The 23,932-nt window shown below is 70.9% G+C and carries 26 protein-coding genes; 11 read left to right on the top strand and 15 right to left on the bottom strand.

Annotated features, from left to right (window positions below; genetic code table 11):
• Positions 1-5 precede the first annotated feature (5 nt).
• From ACWD5F_RS08240 to ACWD5F_RS08250, 3 genes are read left to right on the top strand one after another with little or no spacing between them, the layout of a single operon-like run.
• Positions 6-908, top strand: a complete 903-nt coding sequence (locus ACWD5F_RS08240) for an AraC family transcriptional regulator (protein WP_451252334.1) — start codon at positions 6-8, stop codon at positions 906-908.
• A gap of 2 nt (positions 909-910) precedes the next feature.
• Entirely contained in the window at positions 911-1,654 is a 744-nt protein-coding gene (locus tag ACWD5F_RS08245; RefSeq protein WP_451253152.1) for an AzlC family ABC transporter permease, read from the top strand.
• Positions 1,651-1,959 carry an AzlD domain-containing protein gene (locus tag ACWD5F_RS08250; RefSeq protein ID WP_451252336.1) on the top strand — a complete coding sequence of 103 codons (309 nt, stop codon included), beginning with the start codon at positions 1,651-1,653 and terminating at the stop codon, positions 1,957-1,959. The genes ACWD5F_RS08245 and ACWD5F_RS08250 overlap by 4 nt, the downstream gene beginning before the upstream one ends.
• Positions 1,960-1,984: 25 nt before the next feature.
• Here ACWD5F_RS08250 and ACWD5F_RS08255 read toward each other — a convergent pair whose 3' ends face one another.
• Complete coding sequence (locus ACWD5F_RS08255) at positions 1,985-2,929, bottom strand: hypothetical protein (protein ID WP_451252338.1); 945 nt, start codon at positions 2,927-2,929, stop codon at positions 1,985-1,987.
• An 80-nt stretch (positions 2,930-3,009) separates the two neighbouring features.
• Here ACWD5F_RS08255 and ACWD5F_RS08260 point away from each other — a divergent pair, with 80 nt between their 5' ends.
• A complete protein-coding gene (locus ACWD5F_RS08260; RefSeq protein ID WP_401722289.1) occupies positions 3,010-3,204 on the top strand; it encodes a DUF3046 domain-containing protein in 195 nt (64 codons plus the stop codon).
• Between the two features lie 60 nt (positions 3,205-3,264).
• On the top strand, positions 3,265-4,539 hold the full coding sequence (locus ACWD5F_RS08265; RefSeq protein ID WP_451252340.1) for an AI-2E family transporter: 1,275 nt from the start codon (positions 3,265-3,267) through the stop codon (positions 4,537-4,539).
• A 16-nt stretch (positions 4,540-4,555) separates the two neighbouring features.
• Here the strand turns inward: ACWD5F_RS08265 and ACWD5F_RS08270 are convergent, their stop codons facing one another.
• Positions 4,556-5,326: a hypothetical protein gene (locus tag ACWD5F_RS08270; RefSeq protein ID WP_451252342.1), complete on the bottom strand. Its 771-nt coding sequence runs from the start codon at positions 5,324-5,326 to the stop codon at positions 4,556-4,558.
• Positions 5,327-5,331: 5 nt separating this feature from the next.
• Positions 5,332-5,733 (bottom strand): hypothetical protein, encoded by a 402-nt coding sequence (locus tag ACWD5F_RS08275; RefSeq protein WP_451252344.1) that lies wholly within the window; start codon positions 5,731-5,733, stop codon positions 5,332-5,334.
• Between the two features lie 399 nt (positions 5,734-6,132).
• Between ACWD5F_RS08275 and recA the strand changes: the two genes are divergently transcribed.
• The 3 genes from recA to ACWD5F_RS08290 all read left to right on the top strand — a co-directional run bounded on the left by recA (position 6,133) and on the right by ACWD5F_RS08290 (position 9,897).
• Positions 6,133-7,272, top strand: coding sequence for a recombinase RecA (gene recA, locus ACWD5F_RS08280; RefSeq protein WP_401722280.1), 1,140 nt, complete (start codon positions 6,133-6,135; stop codon positions 7,270-7,272).
• A 29-nt stretch (positions 7,273-7,301) separates the two neighbouring features.
• On the top strand, positions 7,302-8,336 hold the full coding sequence (gene recX, locus ACWD5F_RS08285; protein WP_451253154.1) for a recombination regulator RecX: 1,035 nt from the start codon (positions 7,302-7,304) through the stop codon (positions 8,334-8,336).
• A gap of 637 nt (positions 8,337-8,973) precedes the next feature.
• The gene (locus tag ACWD5F_RS08290; protein WP_451253156.1) at positions 8,974-9,897 is read left to right on the top strand and encodes a sugar ABC transporter substrate-binding protein; all 924 of its coding nucleotides are present in this window, start codon (positions 8,974-8,976) and stop codon (positions 9,895-9,897) included.
• Between the two features lie 53 nt (positions 9,898-9,950).
• On the opposite strand, the gene ACWD5F_RS08295 is transcribed toward ACWD5F_RS08290, so the two are convergent.
• From ACWD5F_RS08295 to ACWD5F_RS08330, 8 genes are all read right to left on the bottom strand, one after another.
• Positions 9,951-10,364, bottom strand: coding sequence for a rhodanese-like domain-containing protein (locus ACWD5F_RS08295; RefSeq protein ID WP_451252346.1), 414 nt, complete (start codon positions 10,362-10,364; stop codon positions 9,951-9,953).
• Complete coding sequence (locus ACWD5F_RS08300) at positions 10,361-10,888, bottom strand: cysteine dioxygenase (RefSeq protein ID WP_451252348.1); 528 nt, start codon at positions 10,886-10,888, stop codon at positions 10,361-10,363. Before ACWD5F_RS08300 ends, ACWD5F_RS08295 begins: the two co-directional genes overlap by 4 nt.
• A gap of 79 nt (positions 10,889-10,967) precedes the next feature.
• Complete coding sequence (locus ACWD5F_RS08305; RefSeq protein WP_451253158.1) at positions 10,968-11,054, bottom strand: putative leader peptide; 87 nt, start codon at positions 11,052-11,054, stop codon at positions 10,968-10,970.
• A 138-nt stretch (positions 11,055-11,192) separates the two neighbouring features.
• On the bottom strand, positions 11,193-12,812 hold the full coding sequence (locus ACWD5F_RS08310) for an FAD-dependent monooxygenase (RefSeq protein WP_451252350.1): 1,620 nt from the start codon (positions 12,810-12,812) through the stop codon (positions 11,193-11,195).
• Positions 12,813-12,987: 175 nt separating this feature from the next.
• Positions 12,988-13,893: an amino acid ABC transporter permease gene (locus ACWD5F_RS08315; RefSeq protein ID WP_451252352.1), complete on the bottom strand. Its 906-nt coding sequence runs from the start codon at positions 13,891-13,893 to the stop codon at positions 12,988-12,990.
• On the bottom strand, positions 13,890-14,558 hold the full coding sequence (locus tag ACWD5F_RS08320; protein WP_123997311.1) for an amino acid ABC transporter permease: 669 nt from the start codon (positions 14,556-14,558) through the stop codon (positions 13,890-13,892). The genes ACWD5F_RS08315 and ACWD5F_RS08320 overlap by 4 nt, the downstream gene beginning before the upstream one ends.
• A gap of 119 nt (positions 14,559-14,677) precedes the next feature.
• Positions 14,678-15,535, bottom strand: coding sequence for a glutamate ABC transporter substrate-binding protein (locus ACWD5F_RS08325; RefSeq protein ID WP_401722266.1), 858 nt, complete (start codon positions 15,533-15,535; stop codon positions 14,678-14,680).
• A gap of 94 nt (positions 15,536-15,629) precedes the next feature.
• Positions 15,630-16,406 (bottom strand): amino acid ABC transporter ATP-binding protein, encoded by a 777-nt coding sequence (locus tag ACWD5F_RS08330; protein ID WP_451252354.1) that lies wholly within the window; start codon positions 16,404-16,406, stop codon positions 15,630-15,632.
• 299 nt (positions 16,407-16,705) lie between these two features.
• Between ACWD5F_RS08330 and ACWD5F_RS08335 the strand changes: the two genes are divergently transcribed.
• Both ACWD5F_RS08335 and ACWD5F_RS08340 read left to right on the top strand, forming a co-directional pair.
• Positions 16,706-17,392 (top strand): response regulator transcription factor, encoded by a 687-nt coding sequence (locus ACWD5F_RS08335; RefSeq protein WP_451252356.1) that lies wholly within the window; start codon positions 16,706-16,708, stop codon positions 17,390-17,392.
• Between the two features lie 9 nt (positions 17,393-17,401).
• Positions 17,402-18,805 (top strand): sensor histidine kinase, encoded by a 1,404-nt coding sequence (locus ACWD5F_RS08340; RefSeq protein WP_451252358.1) that lies wholly within the window; start codon positions 17,402-17,404, stop codon positions 18,803-18,805.
• Here ACWD5F_RS08340 and ACWD5F_RS08345 read toward each other — a convergent pair.
• Entirely contained in the window at positions 18,795-19,793 is a 999-nt protein-coding gene (locus tag ACWD5F_RS08345; protein ID WP_451252360.1) for a TAXI family TRAP transporter solute-binding subunit, read from the bottom strand. The two genes, ACWD5F_RS08340 and ACWD5F_RS08345, sit on opposite strands and share 11 nt — an antisense overlap.
• A gap of 307 nt (positions 19,794-20,100) precedes the next feature.
• Between ACWD5F_RS08345 and ACWD5F_RS08350 the strand changes: the two genes are divergently transcribed.
• Positions 20,101-20,505, top strand: coding sequence for a pyrophosphohydrolase domain-containing protein (locus ACWD5F_RS08350; RefSeq protein ID WP_451252362.1), 405 nt, complete (start codon positions 20,101-20,103; stop codon positions 20,503-20,505).
• A gap of 15 nt (positions 20,506-20,520) precedes the next feature.
• Here ACWD5F_RS08350 and ACWD5F_RS08355 read toward each other — a convergent pair whose 3' ends face one another.
• From ACWD5F_RS08355 to ACWD5F_RS08365, 3 genes are all read right to left on the bottom strand, one after another.
• Entirely contained in the window at positions 20,521-21,903 is a 1,383-nt protein-coding gene (locus tag ACWD5F_RS08355) for a hypothetical protein (protein ID WP_451252364.1), read from the bottom strand.
• Positions 21,904-22,063: 160 nt separating this feature from the next.
• A complete protein-coding gene (locus ACWD5F_RS08360) occupies positions 22,064-23,275 on the bottom strand; it encodes a cation:proton antiporter (protein ID WP_451252366.1) in 1,212 nt (403 codons plus the stop codon).
• 4 nt (positions 23,276-23,279) lie between these two features.
• Entirely contained in the window at positions 23,280-23,765 is a 486-nt protein-coding gene (locus ACWD5F_RS08365) for a cation:proton antiporter regulatory subunit (RefSeq protein ID WP_401722248.1), read from the bottom strand.
• Between the last annotated feature and the right edge of the window lie 167 nt (positions 23,766-23,932).

Here is a 23,932-nt window from a genome sequence, read left to right on the forward strand (position 1 = left end):
GGGGCATGGCTGGATCGGGTGAGGTGGCGCGGCACTGGCGGTACGGCGAGCTGCCCGGTGTCGATCTGCTGCGGGCTCGGTATGTGCGCAAGACCTTCGTGCGGCACACGCACGAGCACTTCGTGATCGCCGCCATCGCCGACGGGGTGGATGTCTTTCAGCACGGCGGGGGCGAGGTGGCCGCGGGGGCCGGGGCGCTCGCGCTGGTCAATCCCGATACGACGCACACCGGGCGGGCGGGGGTGCCCGAGGGGTGGCGGTACGGGGCTGTCTATCCGTCGATCGAGGTGGTGGCCGCGATCGCGGCCGAGACGACGTCGTTGCGGGGTACGCCCGGGTTCGTTCGGCCCGTGCTCGACGACCCGTACGCCGTGGGGCTGGTGCATCAGGTGTTGCGGGCCGCCGACGAGGGCAACGCGCTGGCCGCCGATACATTGCTCCGGGTCGCCGTGACGCGGTTGTTGCGGTCGAACGGCGGGACCTTGCCGCAGCGGGAGGTGCGGTCGGCCGGGGCTCGGGTCGCCGTACGCGCGCGTGCCGTTCTGGAGGAGCGGATGGCGGAGCCGCCCACGCTGGAGGCGCTCGCGGGGGAGTTGGGGGTCGGGCCGTTCTCCTTGTTGCGGGCGTTCCGGGATGTCTACGGGATGCCGCCGCACGCCTGGTTGACGGATGCCCGGGTGCGGCGGGCGCGGAGACTGCTGGACGCGGGGACGGCGCCCTCGGAGACGGCCGTCGCCGTGGGGTTCACGGATCAGCCGCACCTGAACCGGCATTTCGCGCGGATCGTCGGGGTGCCACCGGGTGCCTATCAGCGGGAGCGCAAGAACGTACAAGACGCGGGCGGGCCGCTGCTCCTAGCGTCTGGGGCGTGGCAGAACAGACAGCTGCAGAACAGACAGCTTCCGTAGACATGCGTTCGAAAGAGGGAGGGAAGCCGGATGCGGCCGTCATTCGGGACGCCCTCGGGGTCGGCGTCGCCGTCGGGCTCTCCGGGTTCGCCTTCGGGGTGACCTCGGCCGGCAGTGGGCTCAGCGTGCTGCAGAGCTGTGCGCTGAGTCTGTTGGTGTTCACCGGTGCGTCGCAGTTCGCGCTCGTGGGGGCGCTCGCGGCCGGCGGAAATCCGTTCACTGCCGCTGCGGGTGCCTTCTTCCTGGGGGTGCGCAACGCCTTCTACGGGCTGCGGCTGTCGCAGTTGCTGGCACTTCCGCGGGTGCTGCGGCCCTTTGCCGCTCAGTGGGTCATCGACGAGACGACCGCCGTCGCGCTGGCGCAGCCCACGCGGCGTGCCGTGCGGATCGGGTTCGGCGTCACCGGACTCACCCTGTACGTGCTGTGGAACCTGACCACCCTGGTGGGCGCGCTGGGCGCCGAGGCCATCGGGGACACTGACGCCTGGGGGCTCGATGCTGCCGGGCCCGCCGTCTTTCTGGCGCTGCTCGCGCCGATGCTCACCTCTGCCACGGAGCGTGCCGTGGCCGGGCTCGCCGTGCTGCTGGGGCTCGGGCTGCTGCCTGTGCTGCCGGCCGGGGTGCCCGTCCTGGTGGCCGCGCTCGCCGCACCGGTCGCCCTCTTTGTGAAGGGGTCGTTGGAGGGGCGCCGCGGTGGTCGTGAGCGTCGTGGTGACACGAACGATGGGTCAGGGGGAGAGCGTTGAACACCTGGATCGCGATCGGGGCGACCGCGCTCGGTTGTTATGCCGTCAAGCTGGCCGGGCTGCTTGTGCCCGCGAGCGCTCTGGAGCGGCCGCTGGTCAGGCGGCTGGCGGCGCTGCTGCCGGTGGCCCTGCTCGCCGCGCTCACGGCCCAGCAGACCTTCGCCGACGGGCATGCCCTGGTGCTCGACGCGCGGGCCGCGGGGGTGGCCGCGGCCGGCGTGGCGCTGCTGCTGCGGGCTCCGTTCCTGCTTGTCGTGGCGGTGGCCGTCGCGGTGACGGCGGGCGTGCGGGCGGTGGGCGGCTGAGAGACGGGTGGGTGAGCGGCCCGGGTCAGCCGATGGGGCGGCCGTGCGCCCTCAGGGTGCGTAGTGCCTCGATCGTCACCATGGGGCGTGCCTCCAGGGCGACCACCGGTGTCCACTGGCGCCAGCGGACGGGCCAGCCGCCGTCCTCCTGCTGCATGCCGGCGAGGTGGTCCAGGGAGCGGGTCATCTCCTCGTCCGTGAACCACGCGCGCGCGAGCGAGCTCGGGGTCTTCGCGTAGTCGTGCGGGAAGTGGTGCTCGCCGGGGGCGTAACCAGGCGCGACCGGATACTCGTCGAGGCGGTCCGGGTCCAGGGCCGCGAGCCGGTGTTCGCGCACCAGGCGGCCGAGGCGGTCGGCGGCAGCCTCCGCGCGCGGGCGGTCGGGAGCGGAGTCCAGGAAGGCGACGGCGGCCTCGACCTCGTAGGGATGGGACTTCTCCAGGGACTCGACCGCCTGCCAGCAGAAGTCCGTGGCCCGGAACAGCCAGGCGTGCCACACCTCGTTGCGGTGCAGCAGGCCCACCACCGGTCCGGTGGCGAGGAGTTCGCTCGGCGGGTCGTCCACGATCGGGACGAAGGGGGCCGCCGGATAGCCGCGCTGGCCGGGATGGACCGCCGGCAGCGCGCCGTCGGACGTGGAGACCGAGGTCAGATAACGGCACACGCGTTCCACCCGCTGGCCGCCGCAGCGCCCGATCCAGTCCAGGACGCGCAGCGCGTGAGCGGTGGGCAGCGGCTGGCTGACCGGACCGCGCAGATCGGGCTCCAGCGCGTGACCGTACCCGCCGTCCTCGTTGCGGTAGGCGTCCAGCGCGGTCTCCACCGGATCCGCGCCGCCGTTGAGGAAGTCGTGCGCGAAGAGGCGTTGTTCCAGCACGCGCGCGGTGAGCCACACGAAGTGCTCGGCGCGGAAGAGCGGGGAGCGCGCCGGTGGCGTGGCAGGGAGTGGGGAAGCTCCTGTTTCGGACATGCGTCAGACCGTAGGACGGAAAGCGGTCTCGGCAAGGGGTCCCGGCTCAGGCCCACCCTCAGGGGCGGGATACTGGAGTCATGCGGTTGACGGTCTTCTGGGAGCGGATGACGGATCACTTCGGTCCGGGCTACGCCGACACCTTCGCGCGCGACCACGTGATGACGGAGCTCGGCGGGCGCACGGTGAACGAGGCGCTGGACTCGGGCTGGGCGGCCAAGGACGTGTGGCGTGTGGTCTGTACGGTCATGGACGTTCCGGGAGAAAAGCGCTGACCTGTCACGAAGATCGCAGGACGGCAGCCGATTGTCGGTCCTGTGGGCGAGACTTGCACCGTGGCACCCACTGACGACACCGGGCAGGTCGCCCAGCACGCATCACCGTTCGGCACGACGCCGCCCGAGCGGCCCCCTGCCGACGGGCCGGGCACGCGCATGCCGCGCTGGCTGCCGCGTGCCGTCGTGCTCGTGCTCACCCTCTACGCCACCTTCCAGCTGGGCACTTGGGCCTTCCATCAGCTGACCGGCCTGCTGATCAACATCCTCATCGCGTTCTTCCTGGCGCTCGCCATCGAGCCCGCGGTGAGCTGGATGGCCTCGCGCGGCATGCGTCGCGGGCTGGCCACCGGTCTCGTCTTCCTCGGCGTGATGATCGCGGCGGCGGGCTTCGTCACCCTCCTCGGCTCCATGCTCGCGGGCCAGATCATCAAGATCGTCGAGGACTTCCCGGACTACCTCGACTCCGTCATCAACTGGGTCAACACCCATTTCAACACCGACCTGAAGCGGGTCGACGTCCAGGAGGGCCTGCTCCGCTCCGACTGGCTGCGCAACTACGTGCAGAACAGCGCCACCGGCGTGCTCGACGTGTCCGCGCAGGTCCTCGGCGGCCTCTTCCAGTTGCTGACCATCACGCTGTTCTCGTTCTACTTCGCCGCGGACGGCCCGCGACTGCGCCGCGCGATCTGCTCCGTCCTGCCGCCCGCGCGCCAGGCCGAGGTGCTGCGCGCCTGGGAGATCGCCGTCGACAAGACCGGCGGCTACATCTACTCGCGCGGTCTGATGGCGCTCATCTCCGGCATCGCGCACTACATCCTGCTGGAGGCCCTGGGCGTGCCCTACGCGCCCGTGCTCGCCGTCTGGGTGGGCCTGGTGTCGCAGTTCATCCCCACCATCGGCACGTATCTGGCGGGCGCCCTGCCGATGCTGATCGCCTTCACCGTCGATCCTTGGTACGCGCTGTGGGTGCTCGTCTTCGTCGTGATCTACCAGCAGTTCGAGAACTATGTGCTGCAACCGAAGCTGACGTCCAAGACCGTCGACATCCACCCCGCCGTCGCCTTCGGCTCGGTCATCGCCGGCACCGCGCTCCTCGGCGCGGTCGGCGCGCTGATCGCCATCCCCGCGGTCGCCACGCTTCAGGCCTTCCTCGGGGCGTACGTGAAGCGGTACGCCGTCACGGACGACCCCCGCGTGCAGGGGCACCGGCGTGGCTCGCGCAGATCGGGGCCGGGCCTGTTCACGCGCGCGCGGCTCCTGTGGGAACGGCGGCCGGGGGAGCGGGAGCAGGGACAGGAACGGGAACAGGGTGGGGGCGACGGAGGGGCGTGAGTGCGTCCGTGCGCGATCAGTACGTGAGCACGGCCCACACCCCGGCGCCGGCGACCGCCGCCACGTAGCAGCCGGTCGCCGTGGCCACGATCCGTCGGCGGGTCGTCTCGCTCCAGGACGTGTACGACAGCAGCCGGGCCAGTGCCGGCAGGACCAGGACGGCGTGCAGGCTGACCCCGTGCAGAGGCTTGAGCGGGGCCGTCGAGTGATAGGCGGCCTCCTGGTGGCCGGTACGGGTGAGGACGACACCGCGCGCGATCATCGCGGCGCCCGAGGCGAGCCCGACGAGCAGGATCGCGAAGCCGGAACGCACGGCGAGCGCCATCCCGGCGGGACCGGTGGGGCGGTGCCGGAACGAGGCGACCGCGAACACGGTGAGCAGTACCACGAGGACGCCGCCGCCCACCGCGAGCGTCATCGACACCACGGTGTCGAAGGGCGTCTCCATGTCGAGGTGCGACGGCACCCGGCGCCACGCCTGGAGGGTGATGCCCCCGACCTCCACGACGCAGTCGGCGGCGAACACGGTGAGCAGCAGGGCGCGCAGTCGCGGTCGGACGTACAGATACGACGTGACCCAGGTGACCGCGATCAGGGTCGCCCCGAAGGACAGCCCGAACGTCACCGGCTTGCGCCAGGAGACGGGTCCGTCCCAGGGGCCACCGTCGACGGCGAACACCACCAGGTGCACGAGTCCGGAGAGGACGAGGAGGAGACCGGTCAGGTGGCAGAGGCGCTCGGCGGGGTGCGTTCCGGGCGGCGGCAGCTGTCTCCGCGCGGCAGACAACTGCGTCATCGTGCCCGCGCCGGCGTCCGCGGCTGCGTCCTCAGCGTGGCCAGTGCTCCGGCGACCACCAGGCCGGCGAGAGCCACGAGTTCGGCGACGGTCGAGACGACGAGCACGGTGTCCCCCGACGAGAGATGGTCACCGGTGTCGGGGGTCAGGAACGCGCCCGTGCCGATGAACACGCCGATCGCGAGGGCGAGCCCGGTCGTCCACCGGTTCGTGCGCCACAGCAGCAGGCCCGCCGCCACGAGCGGGATGACGAGGCCCGGCGGCACGGTGGGATAGTCCGCGCCGGCGACGATCTGGACGACGACGGACACGGCCAGCAGAAGCAGTGCGGCCAGGGTCGCGGCGGTCGCGGGGGCACGCGTCGTGCCGTCCGCTCGGGTGATGTTCTCGGGCTCCATGCCCTCAGCCTCGCGGGACGGCTCCGATCGGTCGTCGTCCTGCTGAAGACACCCGTCGTACGCCGACGGAAGTAGCCACAGGCCTTGCGGGAGCGGCCGCGCGGCTCGTGGAAGTCGCTGTACGTGCAGGGAAGGTGGCCGGAGTCCGCAGGGTCGGTGGGGCGCGAAACCCGTCACTGGGGTGCCGCGTGGTGCGCTTGACACGAAAATCGAACATCCATTCTTATGGGGGTTCCGGCGAGGTTCTCGACAGGGATCCCGACGGGGGTTTCGACACGCTTTCGATGCAGAAGTCCCCGAGTTATCCACAGGCTGGACGGGCGTCGGGACGCATTGTCAGTGGCAGGCGTTAGCGTCTTTGACGTGAAGCGATCGACTCAAGCAAATCGGGTGGAACCCATGGCAGGAACCGACCGCGAGAAGGCACTGGACGCCGCGCTCGCACAGATTGAACGGCAGTTCGGCAAGGGCGCGGTGATGCGCCTCGGTGAGCGGCCGAACGAGCCCATCGAGGTCATCCCCACCGGGTCGACCGCACTCGACGTCGCCCTCGGTGTCGGCGGTCTGCCGCGCGGCCGAGTGGTGGAGGTCTACGGCCCGGAGTCCTCCGGCAAGACGACCCTGACCCTGCACGCGGTGGCGAACGCCCAGCGGGCCGGCGGCCAGGTCGCGTTCGTGGACGCGGAGCACGCCCTCGACCCCGAGTACGCGAAGAAGCTCGGCGTCGACATCGACAACCTGATCCTCTCCCAGCCGGACAACGGCGAGCAGGCTCTGGAGATCGTGGACATGCTGGTCCGCTCCGGCGCCCTCGACCTCATCGTCATCGACTCCGTCGCGGCGCTCGTCCCGCGCGCGGAGATCGAGGGCGAGATGGGCGACAGCCACGTCGGTCTGCAGGCCCGGCTGATGAGCCAGGCCCTGCGGAAGATCACCAGCGCGCTCAACCAGTCCAAGACCACGGCGATCTTCATCAACCAGCTCCGCGAGAAGATCGGCGTGATGTTCGGCTCCCCGGAGACCACGACCGGTGGCCGGGCGCTGAAGTTCTACGCCTCGGTGCGGCTCGACATCCGTCGTATCGAGACCCTGAAGGACGGCACCGACGCGGTCGGCAACCGCACCCGCGTCAAGGTCGTCAAGAACAAGGTCGCGCCGCCCTTCAAGCAGGCCGAGTTCGACATCCTCTACGGCCACGGCATCAGCCGCGAGGGCGGCCTGATCGACATGGGCGTGGAGAACGGCTTCGTGCGCAAGGCCGGCGCCTGGTACACGTACGAGGGCGACCAGCTCGGCCAGGGCAAGGAGAACGCGCGCAACTTCCTGAAGGACAACCCCGACCTGGCCAACGAGATCGAGAAGAAGATCCTCGAGAAGCTGGGCGTCGGTGTGCGGCCGGAGGAGCCGAAGCCGACCGCGGCACCGGGTGCGGACGCCGCCACGGTCACCGCCGGTGGCACCGCGGACGACGCCGCGAAGGTGCCCGCTCCGGCGGCCGCCAAGACGGCCAAGGCCAAGGCCCCGGCCGCCAAGAGCTGACCCGTACCGTGCGTGATGCAGAAGCATGGCTGGCCGACTTGGCCGAGCGCGCCAACCCCGGCGCTCCGCGTGAGCGGGGACGGGCAGGGGACGGCGACGGGGGCTCTGCCGAGCCGGACGGCGATGCGTACGGGAACGGTTCGGGGCAGGGCGCGGACGGGGGACACGGCCGCGCGGCGAAGGACGGCAACGGCAGGTCGGACGGCACGGGCAGGTCCGACGGCGAGGGCAAGGGGTCCGGCGCGGGCAGGTGGTCGTACGGCAGCGGCGGATCCGATGCCGACGAGCCGGGCCACGGCGCGGACGAGGGCTTTGGCCGCGCTGTCGGCCACGGCTCCGAGGCCTCGCGCGGCACCGGAGCCTCGTACGGCAGTGACGGGCCGTATGAGGGTGGCAGGTCGTTCGGCGAAGGCGGCGGCGCGTCGGGTCGTGGGGCGTGGGCGTCTCGTGGTGGTTCCCGCAGTGGTGGCACCCGGGGGCGGCAGCGACGGCGTCGTGGTGAATCCGCCGGTGAGGACGGAGGCTCCCCCTCTTCGTCGAGGGCCGAGCAGGAGGGGCCTTCAGGGGACCCGGTCGAGCGGGCGCGGGCGATCTGTCTGCGTCTGCTCACCGGGACCCCGCGCACGCGCAAGCAACTCGCGGACGCCCTGCGCAAGCGGGAGATCCCGGACGAGGCCGCCGAGGAGGTGCTGTCGCGGTTCGAGGAGGTCGGACTGATCAACGACGGCGCGTTCGCGGAGGCCTGGGTGGAGTCCCGGCATCACGGCCGGGGTCTGGCCCGGCGCGCGCTCGCCCGGGAGCTGCGGACCAAGGGAGTCGACTCGACGCTGATCGACGAGGCCGTCGGGCAGCTCGACTCCGAGCAGGAAGAGGAGACCGCGCGCGAACTCGTCGCCCGCAAGCTGCGCGCCACGCGTGGCCTCGACCGCGACAAGCGGCTGCGCCGCCTCGCCGGGATGCTCGCCCGCAAGGGCTACCCCGAGGGCATGGCCCTGCGGGTGGTCCGGCAGGCGCTGGAGGAAGAGGGCGAGGACACGGAGTCCCTGGGGGACGAGGGGTTCTGAGCCGAGGAGTTCTGAGGCAGGGGCTTCTGCGGTTCTGAGGCAAGGGGTTCTGAGCCCGGAGGGACGACCGGTGTGACCGACGTGATCGGTGAGACCGGTGCACCCCGGACCGGGGTCAGGGACGGGCCCGGCCCTGGACACGGTGGACGCGCGGGGGCGCCGATCGCGTTCAAGGGCCGGGCGGAGACGCGGGGTTCGCGTTCACGACGTTCCTGCTCGGCATGACAGGCAACGCTCCGACAGATAACGCTCCGACAGGACACGCCCACTCCCTGGGCGCGTCGGCCAGGGCTGACGAGTCGTCAACCAAGGCCTGTCTTCCGGTCGTTGAGCGGCACCGTCCTGGACGGCTCCGGAAGACAGGCCCTGGGCTCTCCCCCCGAGTTGTCCGACGCTAGGGCCTTGTGGCCGGGTTCGAGCATGCCGAGGTGCGCAGCATTAAGTTGCGCGCCTCGAAGGGTTGAGGTGCGCCGGTCCCGGGTACCGTCTGCTGCCGTCGCGGGCCCGGGCCCTTTCGCCGCAACCGCACGTGCCCGCCCGCACTCCCCGCGCACAGCCTCCGTACGCCATGAAAGGCGGCCCCGCCGTGTCCGAACCTCTCCGCTTACGAAGAACGCCCGCGGTGACGGCCCTGAGCATGGTGCTGCTGCTGAGCGGGTGCGGGCTGGTGCCCGGCGACGGGGACACCGGCGCGACGGTGGAGGGCACCATCACGCTCGGCTTCGTCAACGGCGGCACCACCAAGTTCCACACGTGTCTGGAGGAGTCCGTCGAGCAGGCGACCAGGAGCAACTTCGCCCGGATCCGCACCGCCAACTCCCGTCAGAAGGCGGCCACGGAGCTTGCCAACATCGACGACATGATCGCCGCCAAGGTGAGCGCGCTGATCGTGCAGACCGTCGATGTGAGGGCGCTCGCGGACGACATCGCGCGGGCCAGGAGCGCGAAGATACCGATCTTCCTCACCTCGGTCGTGCCGGCCGACACCTCTCACATCCTGGGAGCCGTCGTCGTGGACCTGAAGAAGGTCGGTGGCCTGGACGCAGACTGGATCGAGCAGGACGCGGGCGGCAAGCACGTGCAGGTCGGGATCGTCGCGGGCGCCCCCGGTGCCGCCTCCGACCTGCTGGTCGGCGGCTTCACGGCCGAGCTGCCCGCCACCGCGAAGGTGGTCGCGAACCAGCCCGGCATGTTCGACCCGGTGAAGGCGGGCACGGTCGCCAAGGGCATGATCGAGGCCCACCCCGACCTGGACTACGCCTTCGTCGCCAACGAGGAGATGGGCTTCGCCGTCCGCAAGGCCTTCGACGCGGCCGGCGCCAAGAGGGTGAAGATCGTGACCGTCAACGGTACCGACGAGGGGTTGGCGGCCCTGAAGGACGGCAGGTTCGCGGCGACGGTCTCCAACTCGGCGGCGGACACCGGGGAGTTGGCGGTCTCCAACGCCATCGACCTGTTGCGCGGCCGTAAGGCGGAGAAGATCGCCAAGACCCCCGCCGAGCTGATCACCAAGGACAACGCGGACACCGCACCGCTGTACTGCCCGCCCGACCTCTACTGACGGGACCCGGGCCGGCCCGACCCGAGGTCGGCACGACCGGCCCCGCCGAGCCGCTACGCCTCGCTGGACACCGTCACCGGCAGCCCCGCCGCCTTCCACGCCTGGAACCCCCCGACCAGGTCGGTGGCCCGGCGCAGCCCCAGCTGGTGCAGCGACGCGGCTGCCAGGCTCGACGCGTAGCCCTCGTTGCAGATCACCACGACCCGCAGGTCATGGCCCGTGGCCTCGGGGAGTCGGTGGCTGCCCTGCGGGTCGAGCCGCCACTCCAGCTCGTTGCGTTCGACGACCACGGCACCGGGGATCACGCCGTCCCGCTCGCGCAGGGCGGCGTACCGGATGTCGACCAGAAGCGCTTCGTCGGCGCGGGCGGCCTCGTACGCCCGCGCCGGTTCGATCCGTTCGTATCCCTCGCGCACCCGCTCCAGCAACTCGTCGATCCCGAGCGGGTGTTGGGTCGTGTCGCTCACTGCCAGTCCTCCGGGCGCTCCACGTGCTCCAGGCGCAGGACCTGGCCCGTGCGGCTGTAGCGGCGGATCTGGGGGAGGGGCGGGTAGTAGGCGTGGACGGAGATCGCGTGCTGCTCGGTCGACTCGTTGAGGACCTCGTGGACGTGGTGGTGGCCGAAGGCGCGGCCCTTGCCGGCCGGCAGCCTGCGCTCGCGGTCCACGCCCTCGGTGAGTTCCAGGGTCTTCCAGCCGTCGGCGGGCAGCCGGGCGGCGAGCGAGTGCTCCTTGAGTTCACCGGCCGCGGTGATGAACGCGCCGACGGACTCGGCGTGGTCGTGCCAGCCGGTGCCCGTGCCGGGCGGCCAGCCGATCAGCCAGGCCTCGCTGCCGCCGGGGCCCTCCAGCCGGATCCAGGTGCGGCCCTCCGGGTCGAGCGGGAGGGAGGAGATCAGCTCGGTGTCGGCGGCGGTGCGCCGTACGAAGTCGAGGAGGTCGGCCTGGGTCGGCGCGGCGACGGCAGGGGAGGCGGAGGGGGAGACAGACACGGGTACCGTCCTGATGTGCGTTCGCGGAACGCGCGCGGCGGCTACGACGGCGGCGCGCGCGGGAGAAAGGGATGCGAATTCAGCAGGACGGGCGACACACGCAGCCCGCATAGCGGATCAGGTCCATATGGACCCTCCGCGACAGGCGCACACAGGTGTCGGTCACGATCCGGAGTACACCATGGTGGTGTCGGCCGGTCAACTCACTGTCACTATGTGGACCGCACAGTGACAGTGAGTACGACCATCCCAGCGGGACGCGGACATCTCAGCGGGACTCCGGCAGGACTCCTCGCGAGACTCCTCAGCGCGATCCGGCCGCCGCGCCCGCCTCCGTCGTCGAGGTCTGCGCCTTGGCCGGTCCGCCCAGGGCCGCCTCCGCGGCCGCGTACAGATCGGCCGGGCGGACCCCGTTCAGCGAGGTCACGAGGTGGCCGTCGGGCCGGACGAGGAGCACGGTGTGCGCGGCGGCGCCCGGGTAGCTCTCGGCGACCAGCAGCTCGGCGGGGTGCGGCAGCGCGGCCACCGCGGCCGCGAGGCGGGGCATGATCCCGGCGGTCACCCAGTGCTTGCGGTCCCACACGCCGGTGCCCGGCGCGACCAGGACGACCAGCAGCGCGCCGCGCCCGAGCCGCTCCCGCAGCCCCACGAACGTGCCGTCCTCCGCGGTCACCCGCACGTCGTCGACCGGCGCCCCGAAGGGTGTGTCCACCGGCACCTCGCCTTCGAGGTGCCGGGGCGCGAGCGGCGAGGCGGCGTACGCCCCCGGCGCGCCGAGTACCCCGTGCCCCAGGTGACCGTCCGTGAGCAGCGCGTCGTTCCCGCGGGCCGCGCCGGGGACGTACGCGCGCAGTCCGCCGCCCCCGCGCAGCAGCGGCAGCACCTGGTCGGCGGCGCGCAGCCGGGTGGCGACCGCTCCGCGCCGCTCCGCCTGGTAGCTGTCGAGGAGCGCCTCGTGCGGTCCGTGGTGCCAGGCCAGCGCCAGCTTCCAGGCGAGGTTGTCGGCGTCCCTGAGGCCCTCGTCGAGCCCCTGCGTGCCGAGCGCGCCGAGCAGGTGCGCGGCGTCCCCGGCGAGGAGGATCCGGCCCTTGCGCCAGCGCCGGGCCAGCCGGTGGTGGACCGTGTGGACGCCGGTGTCGAGGAGTTCGTACGACGGGGTGCCGCCGCCCGTCCAGCCGGACAGGGTCTCGCGGATGCGGGCCAGCAGCAGCTCGGGTGTGACCAGGTCCTTGCCCGGTGGCAGCAGCCAGTCCAGGCGCCACGCCCCGTCCGGGAGCGGGCGTCCGGTCACCTCCCCGCCCGAGGGGCCCGACGTCCGCCACGGCGGCATCCGATGGAGCAACGCCTCACCGCCCCACGGAAGTTCCGTGCGCAGCGCGGCCACGGCGTGTCGCTCCACGGCGGTGCGGCCCGGGAAGCGGATGTCCTGGAGTTTGCGGACCGTGGAGCGGGGGCCGTCGCAGCCGACCAGGTAACTGCCGCGCCACCAGGTGCCCTTCGGGCCGCGGGTGTGGGCGGTGACGCCCGAGGGCTCCTGCTCGATGCCGTCGAGCCTGCTGTCCACGGCGATCCTGACGAGACGCTCACCGGCCAGTGCCTGGCGCAGGGCGCCGGTCAGCACGTGCTGGGCGATGTGCAGGGGGGCCGGCTCGTCAGGGGTGCCGAACGTGACCTCGCGCATCACCTGCTTGCGCCGCAGCGACCGCCATCCGGCCCAGTGGACGCCCAGGTCGGCGAGGTCGGTGCCGGTGAGCCGCTCGACGAGGGCGGTGGTGTCCTCCCGCAGGACGACGGTGCGCGCGGGGCGGGGTTCGTCCTTGCCGGGGCCCTCGTCGAGCACGACCGAGGGGACTTCCTGACGCGCCAGGGCAAGGGCGAGGGTGAGCCCGACGGGCCCCGCCCCGACGATGATCACCGGGTCCACGGCGCGGCGCCCCCTGCCCGCGACGGTGTCCCGAGGGACGCATGTGAACAGGAAGGTTGAGCAGGGTGCACGATCACAGAACGTATGCAACCCATTGCCGGTGCTTGCGTCAAGTGACGGAGGCAGTGGCGATCATGCCACTGCCTCCGTGTGGGTCAAGGGAGTTGACCGATCATCAGATCCTTTCGGTGCCGGCCCCGTAGGAGCCGGACACCCCCGCGGGGTTGAGGTCCTCGATCTGGTCGGCGCCCAGGACCGCGCCCGTGCTGCGCTTGCTGCGGCGCAGCCTGCCCTCCAGCCAGCTCGCGAAGCTGGTGAGGATGAAGTTGACGACGATGAAGACGATCGCGACCACGATGAAGCTCTGGATGACGTTGGCGTAGTTGGCCGCCAGCGTGCTGCGCGCGGTGAGCAGTTCGGAGTAGCCGATCATCACGCCGCCGAGCGCGGTGTCCTTCACGATGACCACGAGCTGGCTGACGATGGCCGGCAGCATCGCCGTGACGGACTGCGGCAGCAGGATGCTGGTCATCGTCTGGCCCTTGCGCAGGCCGATCGCGTAGGCCGCCTCCGTCTGCCCCTTGGGCAGCGCGAGGATGCCGGCCCGGACGATCTCGGCGAGGACCGAGGCGTTGTACAGCACCAGGCCCGTCACGACCGCGTACATCGGCCGGTCCTCGCTGCTCACGCCGGAGGAGCGGGCGTAGACCTCGTTGGCGAACAGCATCAGCAGCAGGACCGGGATCGAGCGGAAGAACTCGACGATCACGCCGGCCGGTACCCGCACCCACCGGTGCTCGGACAGGCGCGAGATGCCGAAGAACGCACCCAGGGGCAGTGCGATGACCATGGAGAGCGCGGCGGCCTTCATGGTGTTGCCGAGGCCCGGCAGCAGATACGTGTTCCAGGCTTCCGAGGTGGTGAAGGGCTCCCACAGGTCCCAGTCCAGCTGCTTCTTGTCGTCCATCTTCTGCCAGACCCACCACAGGGCCAGGGCGAGCAGGACGAGGAAGACCACCGAGAGGACGACGTTGCGCCGTCTGGCGCGGGGGCCGGGGGAGTCGTAGAGGACGGAACTCATCGCTTCACCGCCAGTCGCTTGCCCAGCCAGCCCAGGATGAGGCCGGTGGGCAGGGTCAGGACCACGAACCCGAAGGCGAACACCGCACCGATGAGCAGCGTCTGTGCCTCGTTCTCGATCATCTTCTTCATCAGGTAGGCCGCCTCGGCCACGCCGATCGCGGCCGCCACGGTGGTGTTCTTGGTGAGTGCGATCAGTACGTTGGCCAGCGGGCCGATGACCGAACGGAACGCCTGCGGCAGCACGACGAGCCGCAGTGTCTGACTGAAGCTCAGCCCGATGGCGCGGGCCGCCTCGGCCTGCCCCATGGGCACGGTGTTGATGCCGGAGCGGATCGCCTCGCAGACGAAGGCCGCGTGGTAGGCGACGAGGCTGAGGACCGCGAGGCGGAATCCCTGCGCGGCGAAGTCGTCGGACGCGCCCAGCGTCATGCCGAAGACGTCGGCGAGACCGAGCGAGGAGAAGACGATGAGGACCGTCAGGGGGATGTTGCGGACGATGTTGACGTAGGCGGTGCCGAACCCGCGCATCAGCGGGACCGGGCTGACCCGCATCGCGGCCAGCAGGGTGCCCCAGACCAGGGAGCCGAGGGCGGACAGAGCGGTGAGTTTCACCGTCATCCAGAACGCCCCGAGGACGTCGTAACCTTCAAGAAAGTCGAACACGATCTCCCGCGCTTCCGGGTGTGTGGCGTACGAAGAGGGCGGGGCGCGCCGCCGCCGCGAGCACGGCGACGGCGCGCCCCGGGAACCCTGCGGTGCCCGGACCTATGGCCTGTCCGGGACTACTTGACGATGTCGCCGATCTTCGGGGCGGGGTCGTTCTTGTAGCCGGCCGGGCCGAAGTTGGCGTCGACCGCCTTCTGCCAGGAGCCGTCGCTGACCATCTTCGTCAGGGCGTCGTTGATCTTGCCGAGGGTCGCGGAGTCGCCCTTCTTCAGACCGATGCCGTAGTTCTCGTTGCTGAGCTTGAGGCCGGCGAGCTTGAACTGGCCCTTGTACTTGTCCTGCGCGGCGAAGCCCGCGAGGATCGAGTCGTCGGTGGTCACCGCGTCGACGGCGCCGTTCTGCAGGGCGGCGATGCACTCGGAGTAGCCGGCGAGCTCCTTCAGCTGGGCCTTCGGGGCGATCGACTCCTGGACGTTCTGCGCCGAGGTCGAGCCGGTCACGGAACACAGCTTCTTGCCGTTGAGGTCCGTGCCCTTGGCGATGTCCGAGTCGCTCTTGACCAGCAGGTCCTGGTGGGCCAGCAGGTAGGGGCCGGCGAAGTCGACCTTCTGCTTGCGCTCGTCGTTGATCGAGTAGCTGGCCGCGATGAACTTGACGTCGCCGCGGGAGATCGCGTTCTCCCGGTCGGCGCTCTTGGTCTCGGTCCACTCGATCTGGTTCGGCTCGTAACCGAGCTGCTTGGCCACGTACGTCGCCACGTCCACGTCGAAGCCGGAGAAGGAGCCGTCCGGCTCCTTGAGGCCGATACCGGGCTGGTCGAACTTGATGCCGACCTTGATCTTGCCGCCGCCCCCGCTGCCGCTGCTGGCGGAGGAGCCGCTGTCGTCGCCGTCGTCGCTGGACCCGCACGCGGTGGCGGCGAGGCCCAGGGCGAGCACGGCGGCCGTGGCGGCGGTGATCTTGCGAAGCTTCATGGAGAACATCCTTTGGCTGGTGAGGAGAAGGGCTGAGGGCCGTCCGGGACGGTATGGCGGTACGTCGGGTGACGGTGCGTCAGGTGAGGGTGCGTCAGTGGTGCAGGATCTTCGACAGGAAGTCCTTGGCGCGGTCGCTGCGCGGGTTGCTGAAGAACTGGTCGGGCGCAGCCTCCTCGACGATCCGGCCGTCGGCCATGAAGACCACGCGGTTCGCCGCCGATCGGGCGAACCCCATCTCGTGGGTGACGACGATCATGGTCATGCCGTCGCGGGCGAGCTGCTGCATGACCTCCAGGACCTCGTTGATCATCTCCGGGTCGAGCGCGGAGGTCGGCTCGTCGAAGAGCATCACCTTCGGGTCCATGGCCAGGGCGCGCGCGATGGCGACGCGCTGCTGCTGGCCGCCGGAGAGCTGCGCCGGGTACTTGTCGGCCTGGGTGCTCACGCCGACCCGGTCGAGCAGCGCGCGGGCCTTCTCCTCGGCCTGCTTGCGGTCCGCCTTGCGGACCTTGACCTGGCCCAGCACCACGTTCTCGAGCACGGTCTTGTGCGCGAAGAGGTTGAAGGACTGGAAGACCATCCCGACGTCGGCCCGCAGCCGGGCCAGCTCCTTGCCCTCCTGGGGCAGCGGCTTGCCGTCGATCGCGATCGCGCCGGAGTCGACGGTCTCCAGACGGTTGATGGTGCGGCACAGGGTGGACTTACCGGACCCGGAGGGCCCGATCACGACGACGACCTCGCCGCGGGCGATCGTCAGGTCGATGTCCTGGAGTACGTGCAACGCGCCGAAGTGCTTGTTGACGCTCTTCAGGACGACCAGTTCGCCGGTTGGGACCAGGTCTTCCTTGGCCACCGATACTTCGGTCATCGCTATCGGGCTCCGTCCTCCTCGGTTGCGGAGGACAGTAATGAGGAGGTAATGCCAGCGTCAGTAGATCTGAGCGGAATCTGAGCATCACGATCCGATAGCAATCGGACACGTGTCGTAGCACTTGCCGTCCACTTGCCGCGGTGGCTCGTATCGGCCGGGTAACGGAAGGGCCCCGCAACCGGAACCGGCTTGACGGCGTCCTCGTCCATCAGCGTGACTGCGTTGGTGCACGCGCGCGTACGCACGCGTTTTGTACCCATCCTGTTCGTACGGCTGGTGAACCGAAGGGGGCCCGGATGAGACTGCTCCTCGTCGAGGACGACAACCATGTCGCTGCCGCTCTGTCCGCGGTCCTCGCGCGGCACGGCTTCGACGTCACGCACGCGCGCAGCGGCGAGGAGGCCTTGCAGGCACTCGTCCCCGAGGTGGACGGCTTCGGCGTCGTCCTGCTCGACCTCGGCCTGCCCGACCAGGACGGCTACGAGGTCTGCGGCAAGATCCGGAAACGCACCAGCACCCCGGTGATCATGGTCACCGCGCGCGCGGACGTCCGCTCCCGCATCCACGGCCTCAACCTCGGCGCCGACGACTACGTGGTGAAGCCCTACGACACCGGGGAACTGCTCGCCCGGATCCACGCCGTCAGCCGGCGCACCGTCCACGAGGACGCCGGCGGGGGCGCCGACACCTCGCTGCGCCTGGGCCCGGTCCTCATCGAACTGCCCACCCGCCAGGTCAGCGTGGACGGTTCGGTCGTCCAACTGACCCGCAAGGAGTTCGATCTGCTGGCCCTGCTGGCGCAGCGCCCCGGAGTCGTCTTCCGCCGGGAGCAGATCATCAGCGAGGTGTGGCGCACCAGTTGGGAAGGGACCGGGCGCACCCTGGAGGTGCATGTGGCGTCCCTGCGCGCGAAGTTGCGCATGCCGGCGCTGATCGAGACCGTGCGCGGGGTCGGTTACCGGCTCGTCGCGCCCGGCGCGTAGCGGGCACGGGTGCGTACACGTCTCCTCCCGCTGCTCATCGTCCTGATGGCGGCGATGCTGCTCGCGCTCGGCGTCCCGCTCGCCGTGAGCGTGGCCGCCGGCGAGCAGCAGGACGTGGTCGTCGACCGGATCGACGACACCGCGCGCTTCGCCTCGCTCGCCCAGTTCGTCACCGACGCGTGCAGCTCCACGGCCACGTCCTCGGACGAGCGCCTCGACACGCTCAGCAGCGAACTCGCCAGCTACTACGGCGTCTACGGCATCCGCGCCGCGGTCTTCTGCCGTACCGACATCCCCATGGCGAAGGCGCCGCCGACGTTCTACCTGCCCGAAGCGGGCGTGATCCGCGACGCGTTCGAGGAGGCGAAGCTCAGCCGCCGCAGCCACGACCCCAAGCAGGTGTGGCCCTGGCAGCGGAACCGTCTCGTCGTGGCCTCACCGGTGATCCGGGACGGCGACGTCGTCGCGGTCGTCGTCACCGACTCGCCCACGGGGCACATGCGTTCGCGGATCCTGCACGGGTGGCTGATCATCGGGGCGGGCGAGATCGCGGCGATGCTGCTGGCCGTCGGTGCCGCGCTTCGGCTGACGGGGTGGGTGCTGCGGCCGGTGCGGGTGCTGGACGCCACCACGCACGCGATCGCGAGCGGACGGCTGAAGTCCAGGGTCGCGGCGGCCGGCGGGCCGCCGGAACTCCGGCGCCTGGCTGGGGCGTTCAACGAGATGGCGGACAACGTGGAGGAGGTGCTGGAGCAGCAGCGGGCGTTCGTCGCCGACGCCTCTCACCAGTTGCGCAATCCGCTCGCGGCGCTGCTGCTGCGCATCGAGCTGCTTGCCCTCGAACTGCCCGAGGGCAACGAGGAGATCGCCTCGGTCCGCACCGAGGGCAAGCGGCTCGCCGAGGTCCTCGACGACCTGCTCGACCTCGCGCTCGCCGAGCACACCGAGGCGGATCTGAGGATCACCGACATCGGTGCGTTGACCGCGGAGCGGGTCGCCGCCTGGACGCCGACCGCCGATGCGAAGGGGGTACGGCTGGTCTCGGACTGTCCGGCCACCACCGCGTGGGCCGATCCGATCACCCTCTCCAGCGCGCTGGACGCGGTGATCGACAACGCGATCAAGTTCACGCCGGAGGACGAGACCGTGGAGGTCGTGGTCGCGGTCGACGGGGCCGTCTCGAAGGTCGTGGTGACCGACGACGGGCCTGGCCTGACAGAGGAGGAACTCGCGCGGGTCGGAGACCGTTTCTGGCGCAGTGGGCGGCATCAGAACGTGAAGGGGTCGGGGCTCGGGCTGTCCATCTCGCGCGCGCTGCTCGCGGCGGGCGGGGGCGACATCTCGTACGGTCCGCATGAGCCGCACGGGTTGACGGTGACGGTGTCGGTGCCGAGGAGCGGGCCTACGGCTTGACCGACTCGTAGTAGCGCCGGGCGCCGTCGTGCAGGGTCAGGGGGTCCGTGTAGATCGCCGTGCGCAGGTCCACCAGCTGCGCCGAGTGGACTTTCTCGCCGATCTTGTCCCGGCTCTTGAGCACGGCGCGGGTCACCCACTCGGTGAGCCGTGCGTCGACGTCCGAGCGGGTCATCAGCAGGTTGGACACCGCGATCGTCGCTACGGCGACGCCGTTCTGGATGCTGGGGTAGGCCGACTCCGGCATGTTGGTGGCGCGGTAGTAGCGGGTGGCGCCGCCCTGCTCGTGCAGCTTGGCCACGAGGGTGGCCGGGATCGGCACGAAGCGGAAGATGAACCGGTCGGCGAGGCTCGCCACGCCCTGGGTCGGCAGGCCGCCCGACCAGAAGAACGCGTCGATGTCGCCCTTCCTCAGCTGTTCGGGGCCGGTGTCGATGCCGTCGTCGAACGGGGTGATGTCGTGCTTCGCGTCGAGACCCGCGGCCTTGAGCACCCGGTTGGCGATCAGGCGGACGCCCGAGCGGGAGCGGCCGATGGCCACGCGTTTGCCCCGCAGGTCCGCGACGGAGCGGATGTCCGAGTCCCGCGGGACGATCAGCTGTACGTAGTCGTCGTACAGGCGGGCCACTCCGCGCAGTTGGTCGGCGCCGGGCTGGTCGGCGAGTTCGTAGGTGTCGACCGCGTCCGCCGCGGCGATGGTGAAGTCGGCTCCGCCGGTCGCCAGGCGTCGGACGTTGTCCTGGGAGCCGTCGCTGGTCTTGAGCGTGACGCGCAGGTTCGGCATGTCCTTGTCGAACTCGTTGCGCAGGAGTTTGCCGTACTGCTGGTACACGCCGGCCTTCGTGCCCGTGCTGAACGTGATCGTTCCGCTCGGTGGGGCCTCGCCCAGGGGGAGCAGCCACCACAGGAGCAGGCCGAGGGCTACGACGCCGGCGGCTGCGGCTTGCAGGGCGCGGCGGCTGCTGATCCTCGGTCGCGTGGGTGGCATGCGCGCGATCCTGCCAGGCGGGTGGGGTGCTGGCCAGGGCCGGGCGGTGCGGTGCGGTGCGCTGCGCTGTGCTGTGCGGGGCGCGTGGCGTGTGTGGGTGGTCGGGGTCGTGGCGGTGCGGCGAACCCGCCGCCGACGGGGCGTCTGCCTGTTTGTTGAGTTGAACGTGTGCCGGAAGCGTAAGCGGCGGGTTGCGCCGCACCGCCACGACCCGCTCCCGGTGCGTCGGCGGCCGCGGGAGGGTGGGGCGCGGCGGCCCGAGAAAGGGGGGCGGTGGGGTGTCAGTGGTGGTCGGTAGGGTCGGGGGATGAGTTCTTCGCCTGCTGAGTTGGTTCGTGTGTTTCATGCTGCTGTGGGGCTGGATGCCCGTACTACGCCTACTGAGGTGTCTGCTCAACTGGCTGCTCATCGGCGGGAGTTGCTCGTTGAGGAGGCTGCTGAGGTGGCGGAGGTCTCTGTTGAGGGGCCGCTCGACAGGCTTGCTCATGAGTTGGCCGATGTTGTGTACGTGGCTTATGGGACTGCTCTTGTGCACGGTATTGATCTCGATGCCGTGATCGCCGAGATTCATCGGTCGAACATGACGAAGCTGGGGCCCGACGGGCGCGTGGTGCGGCGGGACGACGGCAAGGTGTTGAAGGGGGAGCACTACGAGGCTCCCGATGTGTCGGCCGTGCTGCGCCGCCAGGGGTGGGTGCCCGGCGGCGCGTGACGGGGGCGGTCGCTGTCAGGGAGTGCCGGCCAGTTTCCATTCGCGGTGCAGGGCGCCCAGGGGGATGTCCTGGCGGAACACCGGGGTGCCGAAGATCGAGAGCTGGAGGCGGAGGGTGCCGGTGAGGTCCACGCCGCCGTAGACCGCCCAGGCGGCCGTGGGGGCGGGGAAGGTCGCTGAGGCTTCGCCGCGTACGTAGGGGGCGAGGTCGGCCACGACTCCTACGGCGCCGTAGAGGCCCACGGAGGCCTCCGCGCCGAGTGCCGCCTTGACGTTGCCGGCGGTGGAGAGGGATGTCCGGACCGGGGTGCTCGTCATGTCGGAGGAGTTGACCGGCGTCCAGCCCTGCGCGATCCCGAAGGTGCCGCCCGCCTTGAAGTCGCCCTTGATGTCCTGCTGGACGTCCACGGTGACGCTGCCGTCGCCGCTGATCTGGAGGTAGCAGGTCAGGTCGAGGTTGACGACGACCGGGACCGGGCCGACCTGGAGCACCGGGTCGGCGTGCAGCTTCGCGAACGGGATGCGGAGCGGGGCGCCCGTGGTGGCGGCCGCCCGGCCCTTCAGGGCCCAGCCCGAGGTCCAGTCGCCGGAGACGCCTAGGTACGCCGAGGCGGGCGCGGTGCCGGTGCCCTCGCCGCCGTACTTGAAGTCGACCTGCGGGGCGATCTGCGCGTAGCCGGAGACCGAGGCCTTGGCCGATACGGGGGCGTCCGCGGGGGAGGGGATCTCGGCGTGCACGTCGAGGCGCAGGCTGCCGAGGGGGACGGTCGCGCCCTCCGGGCCCACGTGGACGTCGGCGGTCCTGGACCAGGACACGTCCACGTCGGGCAGGAGCTTGTCGACGTCGAAGGCGGCCGGGGCCACCGGCACGCTGCCCTTCGCCGTCTCGTCGCCCAGTACGGAGTCCAGGGCGGCCGGCTCGGTCTGCACCTCGGTGCCCTCGTCGGTCTCGCCGAGCACCTTGGTGACCTTGGCCAGCAGCCCGTTCGGGGCGCCGGGCGCCGGGGCGCTGGCTATGACGTCACCGACGGCGGTGGGTTCGGGCGGGGCGCTCGGGGATGTCGTCGTCTCCGGCGGTGAACTCGCCTTCGGCTTCGTGGAGATGACGGCTCGTCGGGTCTTCGCGTCGTACGCGTGCACTGCGAGTGTCGTTCGGTGCGCCTTCGTGCCGGAGGCGGAGCCCGGGTGTGCTGCCGCGGTCGCGGTGTCGGCCGGGGCCGCCGCCACCGCGAGCGGACGGTCCGCGGCCGTTGTCGTCTCGGTGGTGTCGGTCGAGCGGCTGGGCTTCGCGTCGGCGTGGTCGGTCGCCGGTGCCGAGGAACAGCCGACCGCCAGGAGCAGCGTGGCGGTGGCGAGGGCGGGCAGCACGGCACGCGTGTGCCGCTTGCGTCTCTGCAAGGTCAGTCCTGGGGAGGGTGGGGGGTGGCCAGAGGTTACTTACTCACGGGTACTACTGGTGAGTAGTAGTGCATGAGCATGCCAGTGCCACCGCACCGGAATTCCGCACTCCGGCCACCTCGTGATGTGACGTGAGCCACCTCTCCCCTGGGCGCCCGCGTCAGTCGCCCACCGTCACCTCCGCCTCCACCGGTTCCGCCGTACGCCTGCGGGCGGCCGCGCGGTCCGTGAAGAAGCGGGCCAGAGGTTCCGTGTAGCGCGCGGTGAGGGGGCCGATGACGACCAGGATCAGGACGTACGCCGTGGCCAGCGGGCCCAGGGACGGTTCGATGCCGGCGGTGACCGCCAGGCCCGCGATGACGATGGAGAACTCGCCGCGTGCCACCAACGCACCGCCCGCGCGCCAGCGGCCCTTGACCGAGATGCCCGCCCGGCGGGCCGCCCAGTAGCCGGTGGCGATCTTCGTCGCCGCGGTGACCACGGCCAGGGCCAGGGCGGGGAGCAGGACCGGGGGGATGCTCGCCGGGTCCGTGTGCAGGCCGAAGAAGACGAAGAAGACGGCCGCGAAGAGGTCGCGCAGCGGGCTGAGGAGGGTGTGGGCCCCTTCCGCCACCTCGCCGGACAGGGCTATGCCGACCAGGAACGCGCCGACCGCCGCCGAGACCTGGAGCTGTTGGGCCACGCCCGCCACGAGGATCGTCAGGCCGAGGACCACCAGGAGCAGTTTCTCCGGGTCGTCGCTGGAGACGAAGCGGGAGATCAGCCGGCCGTAGCGGACCGCGACGAACAGGACCAGGCCCGCCGCGCCCAGGGCGATCGCGAGGGTGAGACTGCCCGCCATCAGGCCGGCGCCGGCCACCAGGGCGGTCACTATCGGCAGGTACACCGCCATCGCCAGGTCCTCCAGGACCAGGACGCTGAGGATGACCGGCGTCTCGCGGTTGCCGACGCGGCCCAGGTCGCCGAGGACCTTGGCGATGACACCGGACGAGGAGATCCAGGTGACGCCCGCCAGGACGACCGCCGCCACCGGGCCCCAGCCGAGGAGGAGGGCCGCGGCTGCGCCCGGGAGGGCGTTGAGCGCGCCGTCGACCAGGCCCGCGGGGTAGTGCGACTTGAGGTTGGTGACCAGATCGCCGGCCGAGTACTCCAGGCCGAGCATCAGGAGCAGGAGGATGACGCCGATCTCGGCGCCCGTGGCCACGAACTCCTCGCTCGCCCCGAGCGGGAGCAGACCGCCCTCGCCGAAGGCCAGGCCGGCCAGGAGGTAGAGGGGGATGGGCGAGAGCCGGAACCGGCCGGCGAACCGGCCCAGCAGGCCCAGGGCCAGCAGGATGGAGCCGAACTCGATCAGCAGGACCGCGGAGTGCACCGGTTCACTCCCGCCCGAGTATCGCCGCGGCGGCGTCGACGCCTTCGCGGGTGCCGACGACGATCAGGATGTCACCGCCCGCCAGCCGGAAGTCCGGCGTCGGGGAGGGGATGGCCTCCGCCCGGCGCAGCGCCGCCACGATCGAGGCGCCCGTGGCGGTACGCATCTTGGTCTCGCCCAGCACGCGTCCGTTCCAGTGCGAGGTCGCCCGGATCTCGATCCGTTCGGCGACCAGGCCCAGGTCGGAGGTGTAGAGCAGGCTCGCGCTGTGGTGGGACGGCTTCAGCGCGTCGATCAGCGCGCCCGCCTCGGAGCCGGTCAGGCGCAGCGAGTGGGCGCAGGAGTCGGGGTCGTCGGCCCGGTAGACGTTCACCGTGCGGGCGCCGTCGCGGTGGGCGACCACGGACAGGTGGCGCTGGTCGCGCGTGACCAGGTCGTACTGGACTCCGATGCCCGGCAGAGGCGTCGCCCTCAGGCGTGGCGCAGACACGTTTCTCCCCTTGAATCGGCAGCTTTGGATCGGCAACCGGGTGGTTGGCGGGTGGTGAGTGGGCAGCGGCTTGATCGGCGGTGATCATGCGGGCCCCCTCGCATGCTGTCACTCCGCCGTACCGTGGCGACATGGGTGACGTCACGGATATACGCGGGCCGGCGGCT

It is taken from the genome of Streptomyces sp. NPDC002499 (assembly GCF_053595415.1).

Excerpts from the sequence above, each read along its gene's own strand:
- ACWD5F_RS08240 (WP_451252334.1), top strand. The coding sequence starts at position 6 with ATGGCTGGATCGGGTGAGGTGGCGCGGCACTGGCGGTACGGCGAGCTG.
- ACWD5F_RS08245 (WP_451253152.1), top strand. The coding sequence starts at position 911 with ATGCGTTCGAAAGAGGGAGGGAAGCCGGATGCGGCCGTCATTCGGGAC.
- ACWD5F_RS08255 (WP_451252338.1), bottom strand. The coding sequence starts at position 2,929 with ATGTCCGAAACAGGAGCTTCCCCACTCCCTGCCACGCCACCGGCGCGC.
- ACWD5F_RS08260 (WP_401722289.1), top strand. The coding sequence starts at position 3,010 with ATGCGGTTGACGGTCTTCTGGGAGCGGATGACGGATCACTTCGGTCCG.
- ACWD5F_RS08275 (WP_451252344.1), bottom strand. The coding sequence starts at position 5,733 with ATGGAGCCCGAGAACATCACCCGAGCGGACGGCACGACGCGTGCCCCC.
- recA (WP_401722280.1), top strand. The coding sequence starts at position 6,133 with ATGGCAGGAACCGACCGCGAGAAGGCACTGGACGCCGCGCTCGCACAG.
- ACWD5F_RS08290 (WP_451253156.1), top strand. The coding sequence starts at position 8,974 with ATGGTGCTGCTGCTGAGCGGGTGCGGGCTGGTGCCCGGCGACGGGGAC.
- ACWD5F_RS08315 (WP_451252352.1), bottom strand. The coding sequence starts at position 13,893 with ATGAGTTCCGTCCTCTACGACTCCCCCGGCCCCCGCGCCAGACGGCGC.
- ACWD5F_RS08325 (WP_401722266.1), bottom strand. The coding sequence starts at position 15,535 with ATGAAGCTTCGCAAGATCACCGCCGCCACGGCCGCCGTGCTCGCCCTG.
- ACWD5F_RS08330 (WP_451252354.1), bottom strand. The coding sequence starts at position 16,406 with ATGACCGAAGTATCGGTGGCCAAGGAAGACCTGGTCCCAACCGGCGAA.
- ACWD5F_RS08335 (WP_451252356.1), top strand. The coding sequence starts at position 16,706 with ATGAGACTGCTCCTCGTCGAGGACGACAACCATGTCGCTGCCGCTCTG.
- ACWD5F_RS08345 (WP_451252360.1), bottom strand. The coding sequence starts at position 19,793 with ATGCCACCCACGCGACCGAGGATCAGCAGCCGCCGCGCCCTGCAAGCC.
- ACWD5F_RS08350 (WP_451252362.1), top strand. The coding sequence starts at position 20,101 with ATGAGTTCTTCGCCTGCTGAGTTGGTTCGTGTGTTTCATGCTGCTGTG.